General features: G+C 51.4%; 21 protein-coding genes. 6 read left to right on the forward strand and 15 right to left on the reverse strand.

The genetic code is table 11. The features are described from left to right. The first annotated feature begins 2 nt into the window (after nucleotides 1–2). Nucleotides 3–896: an ImmA/IrrE family metallo-endopeptidase gene (locus AC0R79_RS15850; protein WP_103367121.1), complete on the forward strand. Its 894-nt coding sequence runs from the start codon at nucleotides 3–5 to the stop codon at nucleotides 894–896. 166 nt (nucleotides 897–1,062) lie between these two features. On the opposite strand, the gene AC0R79_RS15855 is transcribed toward AC0R79_RS15850, so the two are convergent. After that, entirely contained in the window at nucleotides 1,063–1,758 is a 696-nt protein-coding gene (locus AC0R79_RS15855; RefSeq protein ID WP_474730489.1) for a hypothetical protein, read from the reverse strand. Between the two features lie 598 nt (nucleotides 1,759–2,356). Between AC0R79_RS15855 and AC0R79_RS15860 the strand changes: the two genes are divergently transcribed. Beyond that, nucleotides 2,357–2,746, forward strand: a complete 390-nt coding sequence (locus AC0R79_RS15860) for a hypothetical protein (RefSeq protein ID WP_474730490.1) — start codon at nucleotides 2,357–2,359, stop codon at nucleotides 2,744–2,746. Here AC0R79_RS15860 and AC0R79_RS15865 read toward each other — a convergent pair. From AC0R79_RS15865 to AC0R79_RS15895, 7 genes are all read right to left on the reverse strand, one after another. After that, nucleotides 2,734–3,522, reverse strand: a complete 789-nt coding sequence (locus AC0R79_RS15865; protein ID WP_474730492.1) for a hypothetical protein — start codon at nucleotides 3,520–3,522, stop codon at nucleotides 2,734–2,736. The genes AC0R79_RS15860 and AC0R79_RS15865 overlap by 13 nt on opposite strands. A gap of 524 nt (nucleotides 3,523–4,046) precedes the next feature. Continuing rightward, nucleotides 4,047–4,346, reverse strand: a complete 300-nt coding sequence (locus AC0R79_RS15870; RefSeq protein WP_474730494.1) for a hypothetical protein — start codon at nucleotides 4,344–4,346, stop codon at nucleotides 4,047–4,049. Between the two features lie 505 nt (nucleotides 4,347–4,851). Further along, on the reverse strand, nucleotides 4,852–5,385 hold the full coding sequence (locus AC0R79_RS15875; RefSeq protein WP_474730496.1) for an HAD domain-containing protein: 534 nt from the start codon (nucleotides 5,383–5,385) through the stop codon (nucleotides 4,852–4,854). A gap of 12 nt (nucleotides 5,386–5,397) precedes the next feature. Then, a complete protein-coding gene (locus AC0R79_RS15880; RefSeq protein WP_474730498.1) occupies nucleotides 5,398–5,622 on the reverse strand; it encodes an antitoxin VbhA family protein in 225 nt (74 codons plus the stop codon). Between the two features lie 60 nt (nucleotides 5,623–5,682). Continuing rightward, nucleotides 5,683–6,246, reverse strand: a complete 564-nt coding sequence (locus tag AC0R79_RS15885) for a hypothetical protein (protein ID WP_474730500.1) — start codon at nucleotides 6,244–6,246, stop codon at nucleotides 5,683–5,685. A 75-nt stretch (nucleotides 6,247–6,321) separates the two neighbouring features. Next, entirely contained in the window at nucleotides 6,322–6,726 is a 405-nt protein-coding gene (locus AC0R79_RS15890) for a DUF6957 family protein (RefSeq protein ID WP_474730502.1), read from the reverse strand. 22 nt (nucleotides 6,727–6,748) lie between these two features. After that, on the reverse strand, nucleotides 6,749–7,069 hold the full coding sequence (locus tag AC0R79_RS15895; protein WP_474730504.1) for a hypothetical protein: 321 nt from the start codon (nucleotides 7,067–7,069) through the stop codon (nucleotides 6,749–6,751). A 254-nt stretch (nucleotides 7,070–7,323) separates the two neighbouring features. Between AC0R79_RS15895 and AC0R79_RS15900 the strand changes: the two genes are divergently transcribed. Further along, nucleotides 7,324–7,836 (forward strand): helix-turn-helix domain-containing protein, encoded by a 513-nt coding sequence (locus AC0R79_RS15900; protein WP_474730506.1) that lies wholly within the window; start codon nucleotides 7,324–7,326, stop codon nucleotides 7,834–7,836. Between the two features lie 283 nt (nucleotides 7,837–8,119). On the opposite strand, the gene AC0R79_RS15905 is transcribed toward AC0R79_RS15900, so the two are convergent. The 7 genes from AC0R79_RS15905 to AC0R79_RS15935 all read right to left on the reverse strand — a co-directional run bounded on the left by AC0R79_RS15905 (nucleotide 8,120) and on the right by AC0R79_RS15935 (nucleotide 16,537). Next, the gene (locus tag AC0R79_RS15905; RefSeq protein WP_474730508.1) at nucleotides 8,120–8,860 is read right to left on the reverse strand and encodes a hypothetical protein; all 741 of its coding nucleotides are present in this window, start codon (nucleotides 8,858–8,860) and stop codon (nucleotides 8,120–8,122) included. Between the two features lie 254 nt (nucleotides 8,861–9,114). Continuing rightward, nucleotides 9,115–10,176, reverse strand: a complete 1,062-nt coding sequence (locus AC0R79_RS15910; RefSeq protein ID WP_474730510.1) for a TniQ family protein — start codon at nucleotides 10,174–10,176, stop codon at nucleotides 9,115–9,117. 1 nt (nucleotide 10,177) lies between these two features. Next, a complete protein-coding gene (locus tag AC0R79_RS15915) occupies nucleotides 10,178–10,909 on the reverse strand; it encodes a P-loop NTPase family protein (protein WP_474730511.1) in 732 nt (243 codons plus the stop codon). After that, complete coding sequence (locus tag AC0R79_RS15920) at nucleotides 10,906–11,778, reverse strand: TniB family NTP-binding protein (protein ID WP_474730513.1); 873 nt, start codon at nucleotides 11,776–11,778, stop codon at nucleotides 10,906–10,908. The genes AC0R79_RS15915 and AC0R79_RS15920 overlap by 4 nt, the downstream gene beginning before the upstream one ends. Nucleotides 11,779–11,780: 2 nt before the next feature. Further along, nucleotides 11,781–13,607 (reverse strand): transposase, encoded by a 1,827-nt coding sequence (locus tag AC0R79_RS15925; protein WP_474730515.1) that lies wholly within the window; start codon nucleotides 13,605–13,607, stop codon nucleotides 11,781–11,783. 1,093 nt (nucleotides 13,608–14,700) lie between these two features. Beyond that, nucleotides 14,701–15,216, reverse strand: a complete 516-nt coding sequence (locus AC0R79_RS15930) for a cupin domain-containing protein (RefSeq protein ID WP_474730517.1) — start codon at nucleotides 15,214–15,216, stop codon at nucleotides 14,701–14,703. A gap of 607 nt (nucleotides 15,217–15,823) precedes the next feature. After that, entirely contained in the window at nucleotides 15,824–16,537 is a 714-nt protein-coding gene (locus tag AC0R79_RS15935) for a winged helix-turn-helix domain-containing protein (RefSeq protein ID WP_011334147.1), read from the reverse strand. A 220-nt stretch (nucleotides 16,538–16,757) separates the two neighbouring features. Here AC0R79_RS15935 and AC0R79_RS15940 point away from each other — a divergent pair, with 220 nt between their 5' ends. From AC0R79_RS15940 to AC0R79_RS15950, 3 genes are all read left to right on the forward strand, one after another. Further along, entirely contained in the window at nucleotides 16,758–17,591 is an 834-nt protein-coding gene (locus AC0R79_RS15940; protein ID WP_474730519.1) for a phytanoyl-CoA dioxygenase family protein, read from the forward strand. 13 nt (nucleotides 17,592–17,604) lie between these two features. Continuing rightward, nucleotides 17,605–18,021, forward strand: a complete 417-nt coding sequence (locus tag AC0R79_RS15945) for a RidA family protein (protein WP_011334149.1) — start codon at nucleotides 17,605–17,607, stop codon at nucleotides 18,019–18,021. 90 nt (nucleotides 18,022–18,111) lie between these two features. Continuing rightward, complete coding sequence (locus AC0R79_RS15950) at nucleotides 18,112–18,774, forward strand: TetR/AcrR family transcriptional regulator (RefSeq protein ID WP_474730521.1); 663 nt, start codon at nucleotides 18,112–18,114, stop codon at nucleotides 18,772–18,774. Nucleotides 18,775–18,929: the final 155 nt, after the last annotated feature.

An 18,929-nucleotide genomic window follows, 5' to 3' on the forward strand; every position in this document is an offset into this window, starting at 1 on the left:
CGATGCCTGGGCCTGAGGTATGGACACCACAGAAAGCCGCGATACGGCTGACAAAGATCTGCGATCAGATCAGCATGGCTCATGGAATCGATCGTTTTCCCATGGATGTTGCACAGCTCGCCTTGGGCACCGCAGAAGTCTTTAAATGGCCCGACCCGATCGCCAAGGTTGAGTCCGTCGATATAAAAGGATTCGATGGAGCGCTTTTCGCGAATGAAGCGCGGAGTCGTTGGATGCTTCTTTACAACAGCAGCCTGGCATCATCAGGTCGGATTCGTTTCACCCAAGCACACGAGCTCGGTCACTACATCCTCCACCGACTCAAGCGCGACGAGTTCAAGTGCAGCAGTGACGACATGTTGTCTTGGGAGGAGAAGAATATCGAGGCGGAAGCAGATCTGTTCGCCTCATTCCTTCTGATGCCACTCAACGATTTCCGTAATCAGCTCACCACGAGTGTGGACTTTGAATTGCTGCGCCATTGTGCCATTCGCTACGGTGTTTCACTGACGGCTACCGCGCTGAAATGGATTCAGTGCACCGAAGAGAGCGCAGTGCTCATCCTTTCCCGCGATGGATTCATGAAATGGGCATTTTCTAGCGCTACAGCCCGCCGAAACGGCGCCTTTTTTCGTACGCGCCAAGCTGCTGTAGGGATTCCCCCAGGCTCACTAGCAGCGGCCTCTTCCATCGCGCACGAACGTCACGGAGTTGAGCTGCCGGCATCGGTGTGGTTTGCGCACGCTGATCGAAGTGCCAGCGTCCGCGAAATGAAAATCCAGTCGGAGAAATATGAGTACACGATGACTTTGCTCTGCCTTGCTCGAAACGCATCTGTGTGGCCACCGTTCTCCGACCGTGAGGATGAGAGTGGCCGTTGGAACCGTGATCGCTAGCAATAATAGATGGAGTGCCGTTGAAGTTTCACTCCCCCTTCATGGCTATGACCAATCAAGAAACCGGACTTTTGAGCCGAGAGATTAGGTGGATTGTTCATGCATTGCGCACACCCGGCTGAGCTTCCGAGAATCGCGGTCGGGAGTAATTAGGAGACCGTTTTGCTCAGCTGCTGGCTCTACCATTCTGCCAATCAACAGCCAACCTGCGGTTCATTCCTACCAGGTGGATGTGCGTGAATGAGCAGACTCTGCCTTCTGTAGCAGCCTCTACCACCTCAAGCAGCTGTTCATTTATGCGATCCGCCCTCGCCACCACGATGTCCTCAAAAGCGACGAGCAAGCGCGAGCCTACGGGATACTCTTTCTTCAATTTGCGCTGGATAGCGTCGGTGATCAACTCAAAACATTTACGCTTCACTGCTTCAACACTCGTCAAAATCCGGCCCTGCTCAACCTCGATTCCCCTCGCCTTCGTCCCACGCTTGATCACATCATGCGATGGCCCTGGGGCCCACCCCTGCAGCTCAGCAAGCAGACGTCTGTAATGCTCTTGGTCACCCTTATGAGCTTGCGTGACCTCTACATGGAATGAGTGATTGCCATCGTGCATGGTGACAACCGCATCGAAATTTTGCGACCCGACCTTCGGCTCAATCGTGACGTGCTCGGGTCTCTCCAAGCCAGATGCCCAGATCGCCAGCGGGTAAACTTCCTCGGCGAGTTGCTTGCACCCACCTTTCAGATAACGTAGTGCATCCTTACCCTCTTTTGTCTGCCCGATTTCGTCCATCCTCATCTCAACCCAAGGCAACAAATCTTGGGCACTGCGCGACTGTTCAATTTCTGACTCAGATATCATTTCCAGCAGCTCCTCTGCCTTCCGTAATGCCACATACTCCCGTCCGCTCGCTTCCACAAACCGCCAGTGCTTTGTGAAGAGAAACCAAACCGCTAGTGGCCAGATTGGTTAATTCGTTTACCTATTTAAATTAATCCGCCCCCTGTTTCCGGGCATTTGTGATTAACGAACTACCCGCTCAGGACACTAGCTCGTACTATCCTGAGGAAGACTACTCACTGGCAAGCATTGAACGTATCAGCTTGCGCCTCTAAAACAGATAGGTAGCCATTGATGCAGCCGCCCGGATGAGACGCCGAAGGGCGCGACCAGCGAAGCGTATCCGTTCGTGCATGCATTCAGTTGGTATTCCCCTGCGAGCGAGACTCTCCAGCTGCCCACCCAAGGGCACGCCAGAATTCATCTTTCAATGCTGTTCCATTCATACGGACTACCACGGAACAACACTGAAGCTGTTGCCATGTCGCTCGCTCCAACAGCACACTAAATTATGACCCCAGCTAGTAAGGCTGTGGAGGACACCTCAGATGAGAGAACCACGATGCGAAACACCACGGAGCACCCCGCCATCCCCTTCATCAAGATAAGGAAAAGCACGGTGGCTGAATCGCTGGACACACTCTGTATACAAGAGGGCAACTCCGATACGCCACGACCGATCAGCTGGCAAGACACAGAATACTCATCGAGAATCTCTCCAGATGATATTTGGAGTTTCTCGATCGACGACCTTCCAGAACCATCAACCTTTCGCAGTGAAACGGAGGCAATCGAAGCTGCAGAGCAAGCCTTAACCGGACGGTACAACCTCATCGCCGAACAACACCTGCAAGCAGCAATTCGGACTGGTAATACTCCCCTTGCGTTGGCCATCGTCGAATGCAGAGGCTACTGGCGAGGGGCGTATACAACCCACGCAAAAATGGCCGCCTTGGTCGCCAAAGCCACGTCATTACTAGAACCCGTTACACGCAACTATCGACGCTGACTTGCCTTTTCTTTTGCGACAATGAACCAACGATCTACCAGATACTGATACCAGTGCTCAATACTCTCGTTCTCGCCCTTAAGCGGTAGTGCTTTTCCGTTCAAGTAGGGCTGTCCAGAAATCAGATACATCGATACCCGCAAACGCGACGGTACGCTGTTGTACTGATGGTTATTGACCAGCCCTCCTCGACTCCCCTCACCTATCACATAAAACACCACAAGGGTGTTCTCCAGTGACAGCTGGCACAAGCGCTTGAAGGTCTCAGGGTCTGGCTCGTGCGTGCGCACCACCTCAATAATCACATTCGGACAGGACGAACGCGGAAAAAAGCGATTCGCATCACGGCCAGCCAAATCAGGCTGAATATAGGAGCCGTCTTCAAACGCCACGCGAGCATCCCCTTCCTTAAACCAGACGTATCGCGTTCCTGGCAGCGTGGAAAAAATCACCTGTTCCTCGTACGTCCGGTCATCCGCGAAGACATAGGTCGAGATCTCCACACCACCGTTGGTCTCTGATGCAAGCAGCCGGTGAAGAAAGTCGACGCATGCGTTATGAGTCGGGTTGTTCTCCCGCCGTCCAACCGCCCTGCCAAACGACCGCCTGCCCATCCTGCGAAAATGCGGAGCGCCTTCATTCCTCACTGGAACTACGAGCTCATCATCCTCATTGAGCAATGGCTCGTCCTTCATTCTCGGGTATAGCAAAGGATTGAAAATATCCTCCTTCGTAAACTCAGTCCCTGAACGCGCACCCACTACCTTCTCACTCATTGCTTACTTCCAAGTGTCTGACAATTTCCTCAGACAATGATACCTCGAAGGCTCCAGCTCAATAGGTTCAGCAGGAGCAGAGTTTCCTGCCACAGGATATCTGGCTCTCCCGCGCCTCAAGTCAATGGATGCTCAACAATATCAATCGAGGTAGTCAGCTCAAGCTGAATATGAGTGAAGACGACATCAAGATTGGGATGAATCCCGACTCACGCAATGCCGTCACAAGCTGCAAGAGTTCCTTACCTTGAACCAGCGGCATTTGAATATCGCAATACGCCGTGTCGTCATCATGTCTAATCACCCACTTCATTTTTCTGAGGTGTGGTCGGAAACAAGTCCTGAGAGCCAAGCACTTTCTGTTTTCCAACAAGGCGTCGGCGCTGATGTAGCCGCCTTTTCGCCTAAGTCCCTATCCGTATTCGTCCCGCGATTTACAGTATCGATGGTTCTTCGACGAGCGTAATCACCAGGTCGGCCGAGTAAGATGAAGCGCTGCATTCGTGATTGGACGCGGGGAGCTGTCAGTCGTCTCTCCAGGGATCAAATTTGTCCCCATACCTGGCGTGTAAGGCGCGATTGCGCTCGATCCTCCTGATCCACGGATCGTAGTCCTCGGGCAACGCGGCGAGCTTAGCGCTGATGATCACTTGCACCGCTTCGTCACGCAGTAACCTGCTGGTCAGCTCGCGGTATTCGCCAAGCGTAACCACGCCATAAATGGCGTGACTGTCTTTTACATAGAGGTCGGTCATTCCCACCCGCATATGACCATATTTTTCTACGTCATCGGGGTAGATATCCTCTAGGCTGAAGTGTCCCATATCGAACTCCAGGTTTCAAAGGCGCCATCGAAAGCCTGCGCCATCATTGAAGTCGTTACTTCGCGCCAGCGCCTACAAAAACCAGCCAACAGCAAGCCATTAAATGTGCGCATGGTAGCCTCGGCACAGACATCACTGTTCTGAGAATCCGCTATGAACCCAGTCGACGCAGGAGCTGATTTCAACACCCTGATCAACGCACCAAAATTTTCGGACGATCCAATCTGGCAGCACCAGAAGAAACGGTGGTGACTGCTGGCTGAAGACATTTACCAAAGCACCACAATAGAGGCACTTCTCGAAGCGAGAGGCAAAGCGGAAGGCTACATCCATGGTCTTGTAGATGCCGGGCACCTCTCTACCAAGGACTACGAGCGTGATTACCTAATTCTGTGTATCGCTCAATGGCGGCGTGAATTCCTGCGCAAATTGCTGAACGAATACGGTTACTGAAGCAACAAACTCATGCCTTCGCAGCAATTCCAAAGCGTCTTGAGGGGTGTTCTTACGTCCTCATCAAGGCTCTCAGCTTGACCCGCACCTCCTCCTGGGACTGCAATGAGCTAAGGCCCAAGTTAGGATCGGTGCGAATCAACCGTCGATCGTGATCTGGCCAGCTTTCAAAAGGATCATCATCCAGGGCGATCCAATTCGTCAGGCCTGCCCTGGTTACTGCAGCACGGATCTGCTGATAGCGGCTGTACATGTCATAGCCATCGAGAGGCGCCTTGGGCATCCTTGAGTGCCATGTGCTGCTCACGGTGAGAACCTGCAACTCTGACGGTAAGGCCGCACATGCACGGCGGTAACCGAGGATGCGCACCCAGCTTGTCGATAAGCTGATTTTGACTTGAGGAAACTCCCTCAGTATCTCGACAAGGATTCCGGCATGCATCATGAGTTGCCCGGGTGCACGCAACACCAAACCACTTCGGGTTCGGTAAACGTCGTCTGGGTGCAGCACACCATCAAAATCGAGAAATAGAACTCGATCATTCGGCGTCAGCCGGCTGCTTGTCGGGCCGTTCGAATCAAGCATGGTAAAGAACTCTCAAAGCCGGCCCTCCTGAAAGCAATCTGCTTCCCCTGGAGAGCACTGCAGTAGGCACTCAATCAACTCCGTCAGTAGCTCGTCAAGACTGACTAGGCCATCCGCATATCGCTGCATCTCAGCAAGGTGCGAAGAGGAAGGCCTCACACCATCGAGTACCTGACAAGCAAGAACCTCAGCCACTGCCTTGCGACGTCGTTCGCGCTCGAAATCATCGATCTCCACGTGCCACCTCTCCTTCGCTTAGAAAGCCTTCACCACAGGGGACGACTTGCTATGAAGCGCTTACTTAAACACCTTACTGAAGCGCTGAGAAAGCGTCGCAGCATCGATCACCGTCCAGCTTTCCGGTTGGCTACTTTTTCGAATAAAGTTGATCGCACATCCAACCATGAACACGCCAGCAGCGACTCCTTCCCAAGCCGCAGCCTTAAACGTCGCAGGAACGAGATAACTCGGGTTGACGCTACCCGTTACGAGGTGGATCGGATAAGGCGAAATGAAGCAACCAGCAACGGCCACCGCAATCATCAAGGGTACCGCTGCAGCTAGCATTAGAATCGGTACTTTGATCTGGTACTGCTTCGCCGCGACAAGCTTGCCGCTCGAACCCTTTACTGCGTAGATGATGGCTTTGTTTTCAGCCTTGTCTTTTTTCTTCGTGAAGATGCCGTACAGGGTCACTCGCTCCCCCGCCTCAATCTCTTCAAAAATCTTTCCTGGCAGCAAAACATTCGGCAATACCTGCCCATCGATAACGATGCGCGCGGTCACAGTCCCCTGCTCGGTAGCAATCACTCGTGGCTTCTCGATCACTCCAGTGACCTGCCGGCAATCAAATCGAATCAAAACGTGCTCCTGCAATTTTTAAAGGCGTAGTCAATCGCACTGCCTGAATGGCAGCGTGGTGAAGTGTTGAGTCGGTTACGGTCGAAACGAGAAAACGGTACTAAGTGCTGCTGACTTCCTTAACCCATCACCAAGCAACATGTAGACCGTGCTTTTGGTTTCAAACAAGCATGGGTGGTCATGCGAAATTCCGAAGTTGGTGCGCACCCAGTGGCCGGGAGAAAAACGTCGGCGGCTATCCAGGACGACCTCATGGGAGTAGACAGCTTTTGGTAGCAGTCCCATTGATGCGAGTCGATCCTGCTCCGCCTGAGTGAGCTGGAGATCAGCGATAATCCATTGCTTCACTAGGCAGAAAGGTTTCCCCGGAAAAGTCTTTTCGGCGAGCCCTATTATTTCTTCTTGCGCGCCATGCCAACCAAGAACGACTTCTCCACTTCCGTAAAAAAACTGAGCAATCTCATCAAGTGTTACTGACATGGAGCCTCCAGTGTTTGAACCATCATGTGCGTGCACTGGTGTAGATATGACCCGTTCCGGTGATGAACTCGTAGACCGGGTTTGCCTCGGTGCCCGCCTGGATGCGAATTTCAGAGAGAAGCTCCATTGCGTATGACCCCTGCTCACGCTTTGTGGGTGGAAGTATTAGATGGATGTTCGTCACGATCAGGAACTCACCCTGCTCAGCTGCACGCATCATCTCAACGGTCTCCACATCTGAAACGAGGTGCGCAACCGGGCTAAAGCCACCATTCTCCAATCCCATTCCCTCAATCAGAAACGAGTACTCGCACCGACTGATGTCGACCGACTTCCAGAGCATTCGAGTGCTGTCCGGAGTTCTAAATTGCCCCTGCAAATTGCTGCTATTGGTTACAAACACTGCGGATAAACCCTATTTCAAACCCTGCCAAGCTCTGAATAAGCTCAGCGAAGGCAGCCTTCGATTGACCCTGCTCATGCTTCTGGCAACCGGATAGGGATGCTGCCGAAAGGCACGCGATTCCTTGGCGCTATGCATCCTGTTGAATGGCCATCATAAGCAAATATCCCACCATTAACAATTAGAGATATTTGGTGAGCCGTCGCGAGTATGGCTCTATCCTTCATTTTGAGAAATTGAACGTGAAGGAAGAGCTAGCCGTCACGCTGCGCGCCATCCGGCAAATGAAAGGATTGGGTTATGAGGCCCTGGCGGGAACCATCAGCCAGAGCAACCTTAGCTTGCTCGAGCAAGGGAAAATCCAGGCGACGCTACCTACCCTTCTCAAGATCGCCGAAGCGCTCGATATCAACCTTCTGACTCTATTGGCGTTGTGCTTGGCGATCCGTGACAAAGAGGCTCCTGAACATTTGATAAAAAATGCGCAAAGAGAGCTTCAAAGCTTCATCGAGTCGGGCGGCCTTAAAATCATGGAGGATCAGATTCAAGACGGCGCATTGAAAAAACGATCTCGAGGAACTCGAGCGGATGCTCAGAAGGTGAGTGCCGTTGTTGAACTGAAAAAGCAGGGCCTGACACAAGCTGAAACTGCGCGCGAATTGGGTTTGCCTACATCGACTGTTCAACGATACTGGCAAAAGGGATAAACCTTCACAGGCAGAATCGTCAGCACGATACGCCCCATCGTGCCTGAGTCGTAACCGAGCATATCAGCAGCCGAGCGATGGGGATTTGCGTTCCGGATTGTTGCCGGCAGTGTTGGGCTCGGCGCATATACCCTAGGCTGAAAAGCACCTGATCAACCTCTCGCACTTCCACCAACCTATGCCGACTGAACCCCCACTCATGAAAACCAGGCAGTGGGAGATACCGCCTGACGACAGCTGTCGTGGATCAGGTCTGAGGTCGGAGCAAGCAGCTTTGCATCATTCAATGCTTGGGAGCAGCCGCAGAACGGCGGTACTCCTCGGCGATAGCCTCAATCCGCTCGGGGCGAATAACACCATCCCCTCTCCCCGCAGTCACCATGTCGAAGATTGCATGGATAACCTCGTCGCTGTCAGGGATGTCGATTTCTAGGTTCCGACAGAACAGCGAACGAATACGCTGACCTCTAACGATCTGACGCACCAAGATCTCGAAGCGATGTCCATCGGGTATCTGGAACTGCTTGAGGTTAGGCGGAAGTTGCTCACGCTCCCCAGGATGCATTGGCCGCATACGATGAGTGCGGTCTTTATTTCGCTTGAACCAGGCAGCGTCGTCAGATTTCCAGGGAGTATCATTGAGCGAGATGCCCGTAGGCTGGGTGACCATGCCACCTTTGCGCATCACTTCTTTCGTCATGGCATCGATGGCATCAACACCTGAGCGCATGCGATCGACAGCGGCGAAAATATCTGGAGCAGGCATCTGCCCACCAGGCACTTGTTCCAGCACGCTGACGATGGCATCTGTGTTCTGGTTGATGTAAACCCCAGACCCCATGACCGTTTCGAGCTTGCGGACACAACAGTTCGACGTCAGCACAGTCTCCCCATTCGGCAGTAGGCCGCCGAAGGTCTGGGCGTTGTGTGTCAGCGGTGCACGGCACACGCCACAGTTGTCCCCATCCTTGCGCAAGATCTTTGGAAATTCTTTTTCGTAGCGGCGCCGGGCGTTGCGATTCATATCGGGGTCTCGTGGCCGGATTTGTTGAAAATCCAACTCACTGTAGACCACCTTCAGGCATCTGCCGTGGACATGGAGAAGCGCTCACGAAGCTTTGGGGTGCGTTATTGCGCGCTGGAGAGCTTCGACACCGCCCCCCCCTCGGTTAGTCGAGGATGTCAGGCCTTCCAGCGCAGGAGGTGGCCTTCCGACAATGTTGATCTTGAAGACCTCATATCCTGCGGAACGATTTGGCCCATTAAGGCGTGGACAATTTAACGCTTTGGTCGGTTTGAACGAAAGGAGCGGGATGCGGCTTCACCGAAGCCCTCCAAAAAACTCGACATCATGGTGGATGATATCTCCCTCAGGTTGACGAGTTTCTCTCGAATAACCATCGCTTCCTCTGCACTCAGCGCTAGAGCTACCAAGCGCCCCAATTGCCGCGGTGAGGGCGGCAGCGTGCTTCGGACGCAATAGTTATGGCGCCCCAAATAAACTATTTCTGCTGGTGAAACAATACCGCTCAACCATCCGATCAATAGTGAAGCTCCCATCCGTTGGTACGGATCGCTGTCATTCAATCCGAATTCGATGCGCTCATGCAGATCCAAGTTTACTTTGCACAGGAGTTGCTGCGTGCGAGAAAACCCTGCTGAGGCTATCCCACCGGGTGCAAACGCCGTCCTCTTCGCAAGCAGCAGTCCATACAGAATTTCCACCCCGTCATTGAGTGCTTGTCCAACCACTAGAGATTCAATCCACTTCTGTACGCGTATTGTGATTCCCGCAATCCGCCGATCAGATAAAGAGTGCTTCACTGACCGCTCCCCTTTTGAATAGATGTAAGCATCCCAGATCCGCGTTTCTGGGGTTAAAGTGTTCCGAGGCCTGATCAACATGCGTCTGTGATCAACGCAAAATGCAGTGGTCGTGTAGCACCATGATTGGCGCCAAATGGGAAAACCTGTTCTCCGCATACTTTCTTTGAGACATGTAGAACAGTAGGCGTGTCGGTAATGGATGTGAATCAAACGAGACTGACGGGCGGCAAATAGCTGCCGCAGTAAGACCTCATCGGTACCATAGGTTGCACGCATCACTCTGAAAAGCTCGGTGGTGCAATCAAACTCAATGTCCTCGAATGCGGGGAACGGCCACGATCCCACTATCCCGGGAAGCACGCGCTTGGGGACAGACAGGCCTCGATTGATTGCCTCGCGAAATAGGTGAGGGTTTCGAAGCTTGTTGTGGACAAGCCCCCGCATCACCCAGGAAAGAAGCGTTTCACCCAGAACGAAACGAGGCGCTGCCCCTGATGAGAACTCGTCGAGCAATTTAGAAACTCCACGTGTTACGCAGGCATTGGATTGGTAAAGATGGACAAGCTTTGTAACTGGCGTTACGCGCTAGCATCTGAAGGATTTGAATGAGAGCTCCACTGGCACCATGAGATGTAACCAAAAGATCCTCGATGAAATCGTCATTTTGCAATTGAGAACGTTTGAAGCCACATGCCTCCCCAACGCGTGAAATGAAGGTTCGAAACTGGTGATCATCCTGCCACAAGCCGATATCGACATAGCGGGCCTCATTAGTAACGACCTTTTTCAGATCTCCATCTAAAATATTAGGCCCAGACACAACCAATATCTTTAAATTCTGAAATCGCTGTAGCAAGGCCCCGACTAAATCAATAGAATTATTTTTTTGCTCCGCACCGCCGCCAAAGTGAACATTTGCATCGTCAAACACCAGACGAAACTCTCGACCACCAATCAGATCGTCAAGTGCATGTTCGATATTTCGAAAAGACATAAAATGACCGTTCAAGGGAAGGCCTAGAGCTGCCGCAAATGCCAAGTAGACGTTACCATATGCCTTAGTAAACCTTCCTGGCACATAAGCAGTATACACTTGTGCCCGATCGGCATTTTTAAGCAACCGCTTGGTAACAGTGGTTTTTCCTGTCCAAGTCTCCCCACCTAGAATAATTGGTACGTTAGCGGAAAAACCTGCCAAGACATTCTGTTCAGCTCGATACTGTTTTGGACACAATAGATATTTCACTCGACAGCACTCTTTGGTCGTACGCGTGTATTCCACTTCGAACGTGTAGCAGCCTGCAAGCTTTCAAGTGTAATTTTCTCATCGCCCCATGTCACTGCTAGGCAAGCAGCCGCTCGGAGTAACGTGCAAATATTTCCTATAACCCCCAGAGTATTAGTATAAATATAGTCGGACATCGACTTAGAAGAAAGATGCGACCTCTTTGAAAGCGGAAGGATCTCCTCCCAAGTATCTAAAAAGTTCAGATACTCTGCATCGTTTCTCGACCAAGGAGTAAGCTCATAGAGCTCAAATCGGCGGACGTACTGGGCGTCAATTGCGAGTGCATTGAGAGCATCATCGGTACCGAAAACAAAAAAACTTAGGTAAGTAGGTGCCCCGCATAACCCCCTCAGTAAGGAAAGAAATGTATCCTGCTCGCCCTTAGAAAGCCCCTTGATAGAGTCATGAAACTCATCCATAAATAAACCGCGGATACCGTTAGCGATACAGTATTCGGCTACCATGCTAATGGGTATCCCAGCCTTTCCAGGCTCCATGCCCAAAGCCGTCAAAAGCTTCACCATAGGCTTTGTCTTACTAGTATCCTTTACAAAGGTTACATACCTGATTTTATGACGCCATGATTCATCCATCCCCCTGACCGCATCGCAAATCGTGGTCTTTCCATGATTAGATCCGGCAGATACGACTAGACACGGAGCCTCCATACTGCCGCGTACGATGCTAAGCATGTTGTGGACAATGTTAGACACGGTGAGCAGGTGCTCGGTGTCGACCTTAATATTCTGCCGAATAATCTGACAGCGCTCGTCAACTGACAGATTCAAAGCGTAACGCCGGCTCTCATGTAAATGCTCCCCATCCATTCTCAGTCTTCCCACTTAAGTTTTTTTCGAGTTTGATCAGAGCTCAGTTCTTTGGTATTCCCCTGAAGCAAATCCCCTTCTCCGCCGTAGGAAAGAAAAGACATAGTTTCAGCGGCCGTAACTTTCTTGGCGACGTTTTGCCGGAGTCGCTTGGTAGTAGACTTTGAGTTTTCCACTAACTCATAATTCTCCAAGCGAACTTGGTGCAACTCCTCGTCCACCAGTGTTCCCGGGCGACGGTCGCGCGGTCGCGAAAATGCCCAGTACTCGCTGTACGAGACAGGTGTTTTCGTCAGATCAGAATAAGGAATTTCATGATACCGGCCATCTTGGCGTAACCATATTTTTGAAAAGTTCAATGGATTATACTTAAACGAAAGTCGTGATCCGACCAACCTACTGAGTATTGCCGAAGAGTAAAATGACCTACTAAACTCGACACCCTTTGGTTGCACGGTTCGTAGCACACTTGGAAAGAAGTCGAGAGCAAAAGTTTTAAAGTTGCCCGGCATTGGAGGAACATAATCCGGCCCCTTTTTGGACATCTCTGCATCCCAAACCTCGAACGGCGCAAGTCTGTTCAACCCTTCATGAGCACGCCCATGATAGATCGCCACTTCGTTTGCGAACCACTCACAAAACGCTGAAAAGGTCATAGCTGAATGCTTGGCAGAGTCGTAGTCTGCTTTCTTCAACACATTCGAGTAGGTAGTACCTGGCAGAAGATGCACCTTGCCCATCAGCGTACCAATAATTCGCTCAACGTGCCCTCCGTAATGCTTTTTGCCAACAGGCCGCAGCATGGGGACGATTTTGTAATATTGCAGGGTAGCTTCAAGTTCTGGGCTAGTAAATTCCGCAGCGTTATCCATACCAATTGCACCAGGCACTCCCCAGAACCTGTGGCGAGTATTCTGACCACCACCGAGAGCAATTGGAAAGGCTTGCTTAGGAAAACAGGCAGAAAGCATCGCCATGGCAACGCTGAGGGAGCTCGGCGGGTGGAGTGCAAGATAGTAACCAAGAATAACGCGACTCTTAAGATCGATAACAACCGTCAGCCAAGGCCGCATGAGTGGTCGACCATGCTCATCGCAGATAATTACGTCCACCCGTGTGTGATCGATTTGCACCATAGTAAGTATGGTATCTACATCAATCATCCCTGGTTTCAGATCAAACTTTTGAAGCATCGGCTCTCTGCCGTGCAGAAGGGAGTAAACGGCTTTCTGCCCGAACGATTCAAGCCTTCGCTTAAGAGCATTAAGACTCGGGGTTTTTACGCCCATGGTGTGACATAGAGAGTCAACATATTCCCAAAGAGAAGCAAACGCCTCTAATTTTTTAGTCTTGTCACTAAGGCGTTTCGAAATTGCTTTCTCCATGACTTTCTCTTGAATATCAGACAGCAATCGCGAATTTTTTTTACGCCCTCTGATACTTCTGACAAGAGAAACAGCTCCAAGCTCTGGGTCATATCTTTTCAATAGACGTCGAATCGTTGTTTCTGATGAGCCGAGTTTCTCGATGAGTTCTGCTCGCGATACATCGCCCTGTAAGTAGCCGTTAATGTTTTTTGCCCGATCCGAGGCAATAGCTAACTCTTTCGGATTGATCTCTGTTTGTTCCAACCAAATCAATCGGCGATCATCGTATAGCTTATGCTTTTCTTGATCGACCTCAACCAGATTTACCTGAGTAAATAGCACATCAAAGGAGTGCTCACTTTCAAGGCTTTTTAGGGTAATAACACCGTCAGCACCACAAGTTGCTACACGGTATACCTTCTCCTCAAAGCTAACTAAGTTTCCTTCGACGATGGGTTGCAAAATAAAGACTCGACACCGACTGTTTTAAATTTCAGGTGCTCAAGCATAGCTCCATATCTAACGAGCTTGTCAATGGTCATTAAATTGGCGTTAGACATCAACTGTTTCTCGTGAGCCACTGACATTAATTGCATTTATTCACGAAGAATTTTAACTAATATTGTGTTAATTGACACAAAGCTCAAACAAATATACTTAATTGACAAAGCCGCGCTCAGCAATAAACGAGCCAAGCACCTGCGCGTCCCGAGTTCACTACTCATGCATTATTATTGAATAATATTTTCCGCTCGCCGCTTGAAGTGTCAATATATTCAATATATGCAAACAAAATGAATAAATATCAAACCGGAGCTCCTTGCGCATGAACTATATTCATGTTGGGACGATTTATTTCCTGAGCTAGGCCCGAGTCAATTGACAGCTTTTGAAGCGCTTCTTGGAGCTTGCAACTCGGAATACCGCCAAGATAATGACACAACTCTGTAAATTGGTGTCCTAGACGCCGCATTCGACGGCCCAAAAGGCTCACTATTGAGTAAAAAAAAGCTGCTTTTACTTATATTGACAGCGAGTCCAGTCGGTCTATCAAGGCGCTTGTTATCTCACCCTGTGAGCCGCACTCTTCATTCAATGGCATAGCAAGGGGTCATCTAGCACCTTTCCCCCCCCCTTTCGTAGCCAACTGAGGTAAACGTTGACGAATGTTCCCTCCAGCAACCTATGCGGCTTTGGATTACTCCTTGATATCCCGTGTTAGCAAACGCTCCTGAATAAACAGCTTTGCAAAGGGAACCGGAAGCGATCTTTCTGGACTTTTAGAACTGGCACATTTCTCAGGGAGTGCCGGGCTTAAATCTTTAAAAAAAACCTCTACAAATCAATTGGTTGGATTCTATTTCCAAAACCAGGACATCGAGGTTATTTCAGCCCCGCCCCCGCATTTACGGGCTAAGATGACACTCAATATAAAATGATCAAATCCACTAATGCATCTATGCTTTCAGCCATTTTTAGAAGTCAGAATCGCTAGAAGCCACGGATCCTAAGGGATTGAGCGTTTAACCACTTTTAAAGGAGGGCCACACCGCTCTCAATCCTCGGCACGCGTCAGCTTTTCAATCAGCGCTCGATGCTGCGGATACCGCGCTGTGAGTTTCTGCCGACTCCCCATTTCCATATCGGCGAAATCAAAGCCTGGTGAAACTGCTTCGCTAATCAAACCAAATCCGTTCGAACCATTCAGCAATCTGGAGGCTTTCCAGATTCCGCCCGGTACGTGCAATTGCAAATGTTGTCCGGCTAGAACATCGCTGCCCATCACCAACGTCTGCAGTGAACCGTCTTCAAGGATCAAACTGTACTCAATGGCATCGCCCAGATGGAAATAATGCAGGATGTCCGAATGGTTGAAATGAAACTGGCCGACCGGTGAATCTTCGGTAAGCAGGTAGTAAATCGACGTCATCAGAAAGCGTGAGCCGCTCGTGGTTTCAAGCATGTTCCGGTGATCAGCCTGGTATGTCCTGCGGAAATAGCCGCCCTCAAGATGAGGTTCAAGGTCCAGTGATGCAATCAGGTTCGACGCACTGATCTGACTCGGATTCATGGCCTGCTCCATTGATTTTCAATACATTCTGTAATAACTCGACTAAACGGTCATTTAGTCGAGTTAGTTTCTATTAAAGCTGAGGCATGCTTCCTCTCTGCCTAAAACATAACTATCCGTGTACATCATTAATGCTTAACTTTCCCGTTGCGCATGAGCTTTCAATGATCGCTTACGCTCCTCAGTCCGGATTAGAACTGCGTTTTCAGGCATAACTTTCACGGCATTAAGTAACTCGACCGTGGGGCGAGTACACATGAAGATCAAGCTTCCATTCGCGGCTGCTCACGCCCGCTTTTCCGGGAAGATTAGCGCGGGGGCTCGGGATTCCCAGTCTGCCCCTGACATATAGAGCGGCCCTCCTGCATTTTATACATCCGCGTTTCTATTTCGTGTGAATTTTTTTTATCGTGCACGAGAACGTCGCGGTATCACTGGCAGTCAGTGTGATATTTTTTAATAAGTATGTTTTAACTGGCTCTCCTGTTAACTGATCGAGGTCGATGATTTGTCTTTCCTGCATTTGGTGCCAGCCGTAAACTGAATACAGCGACGCCGGAATCCAGACAAAAAACAGCAAAATCAGCACGTCCTTTTTCATACTTATCTATGCCTCCCAAGCAAACGGATTAAAAAGGTAGCCCCTGCCCCAGATCGTCTTGATGAGCTCTGGATTTCGAGGGTTGTCATTGAGCTTTCCGCGCAATTTACTGATGTGAACATCGACGCTGCGGTTGATCCCGTCGAAAGGAATGCCGCGGATACGGTTGAGGATTTCGTCGCGAGAAAAAAGTGTGCCCGCCGCACTGGCCAGCAAGGACAGTAGTTCGAACTCCATGGTTGTCAGATCGATTCTCTGATCGGCCAGGCTCACTACCCGGCCACTGCGATCGATCGACAGCTGACCGAATTCGAGGATGTCGAGCGCTGTCGGTTGCTTCGTGGGGATATGGCGTCGCAGTAAAGCGCGCAACCGAGCCAGGAATACCGATGGCTTGACAGGTTTGACTACATAGTCGTCGGCACCGGATTCCAGGCCGAGAACCTGATCCCTGTCATCTCCCTTGGCAGTCAAGATGATGATGGGGATATCGAAACCATCACGAATCCGACGGCACAGGTGCAGTCCGTTCTGATCTGGCAGCAGGAGCTCAAGTACGACGATTTGTGGCTTGAGTTCAGCGATGGCCGCCAATGCCTGGTCACCCCGGCGAACCACTTGCACCGCAAAACCATGCCGGGCCAGGAATTTAGTGATGAGTTTCGCCAGCCTCTGATCGTCCTCAACTAGCAGTGTTTTAACGAGACCTGGGTTTTCCATAAAAGCTCAGCATTAGGACCTTGATTAAGTGTGTGCAGCCTCAGACCCACGGTGCGGTTGAGCGACCGATCATCAGCGAGTGATCACCGGGGCCCCGCCGCAGAGCATCTGCATAGGCCTTCATTGATAATAACATTATTAAGATAACGACTGTTGTGTTTAATCTTATCGCCTGCTAGCATCGAAATCGCCAAGTGGCATTTTCGAGGAGAAAGCTCTCATGCAACTCTCTGTGCGAAAGGCGTTCCTGGAAGACGGGGCCGTCCTGATCAAAGGTTTTCTGAGCAAAGATCAATTGGCCGAGTGCCGTGCAGCCTACGACTGGGCTGTTGAGAATCATGGCCCTCATGCGACTCGAATGTTCGACGGAACGGAGCAACAGTCGCACGTCGACAACGCCAATCCCGTTGCAAAGGCCCGTCTCGAAGAACTGGTGGCTTCCCTACCCTTTGGCGAGCTGTTTGCGCAGCTCTGGGGTTCGGAGAATGTGTGGTACTTCGCCGAAGAAGTGTTTCTCAAAGCAGGTGGACGCGGTTCTCGCACGCTTTGGCATCAGGACACGTCTTATCTGCCTTGGGCCGGAAACCATTGGGCGAATGCCTGGATCAGCTTTGAATCAGTGCCGAAGAAAAACGCTTTGGAAATCGTTCGAGGTTCGCACAAAGGACCACGCTACGACGGCACCACGTTTCGCGACCCGAATGATCCGACTCAACCGCTGCATGGCGGCGATGCATTGCCACGCCTGCCGGACATCGAGGCTTTGCGGCAAAACGATCCTGAGGTATTCGAGATCATTTCGTGGGCCACCGAGCCTGGCGATATCCTCCTGCTGCATCCGGGTTCGCTGCATGGCGGCGCTCCGGTGGATGAAGCCTTCCCGGACCGTCACACCTTCGTTTTCCGTTTCTTTGGCGACGACGCCACCTTCCATCCCTTGCCAGAACACAGCGCCGGCGGTTATCCGCAACAAGGCGTGCTGTTCACTGAAGAGCTGTCGACGCTGAAAGCGGGAGACGCCTTCCGCCACCCAACGTTCCGCCAATTACTATAAGAGGAGCACCGCCATGAGCACTCAAGACCTGCAGCGTCAGTCCTTCAACCCTGGTCACACCCAGGCGATCTACGACAACTTCCACTTTTCCCAGGCTACACGCGTCGGCAACATGATCTGGGTGTCCGGTCAGGTCGGTATCGACGAGGCCATGGTTCCGGCCGACGGCATCCAGGCGCAATCCCATCTGGCATTTCAATCCTTGCGGACCATCCTCGAAGCTGCGGGCGCAAGCCTGGCCGACGTGGTCGAGCTGATGACGTTTCATACAGACCTGCAGGCCGAAGTGCACGCCTTTGGACAGGTAAAGGACGAATACTTCCCTGAACGTTATCCAGCCTGGACCGCTGTCGGCATTTCCCAACTGGCAATGCCGGGCTTGCGCGTGGAAGTCCGGGCCGTCGCGGTGATTGGCAGCGGTCGAATCTGAACGATTGCATGATCGCGACGTGCCAAGCCAAAATGGCGTTCGCAGCCACTGTCGACTCAACGCCTTCAACCAACGGAATCACTTTCTCTCATGCATGATGCTCAAGCGCCTTCCACGGATAGTCAGCACTCCATTGACAGTGATTCCGCGCCCGCTCCACGTCGCGGTCGTCCGGTAGGTAATCGTCTGGAAAAACGCGGTGAACTGTTGACCGCAGCCATCGAAGTCATTGCCCAGGAAGGTTATGCCGGGACGTCTCTACGCAAGGTCGCTAGTCATGCCGGGTGCACCACGGGGGCCGTGACCTATTACTTTGCCAACAAAGAAGAAATGATCACGGCTGCCGCGCAGAGTCTGTTCGACGAGTTCGACCACCTGCTCGTTTCCGATCAGGAAAAAGTCGATATCAGGCCAATGATCGAGCAGTGGTTGAACCTGACTCAAGCCAACGACTCGGCGCGCTGGCTGGCCTTGTTTCAGATGCTTGCCCACGCTCGGCACGAACCGGTATTTGCCGACGTGATCCAGAAACGTTATTCGCGCTTCCGCGAGGATCTCGCCAGCATTCTGCGCAAGGGACAAAGCCAAGGCATCATCCGCAAGGACATTGCTGCCGATCTGCTTGCCGATCAGCTCAGCGCGCTGAGTGATGGCTGGATGATGATGCTGCCAATCGAGCCAGAGCGATTTGAAGCCAAACGCAGCAAGGCCTTGATGGATGCGGTCATCACGCTGATCAGCCCCGCTCGCTAAACCCTGCCCTCCAGCATCAACAAGGTTCGCTTCATTTGCGCGGCGAACCCTGCTTTGTCACGCCCGCGTTACGCTCATACCCACGGTTAACCGACATCGCGCCGATTTCACTTTGCTGAATTCCTGATCCGTCATATATTCACATAACATCTGTG

Source organism: Pseudomonas sp. HD57-3, assembly GCF_056113135.1.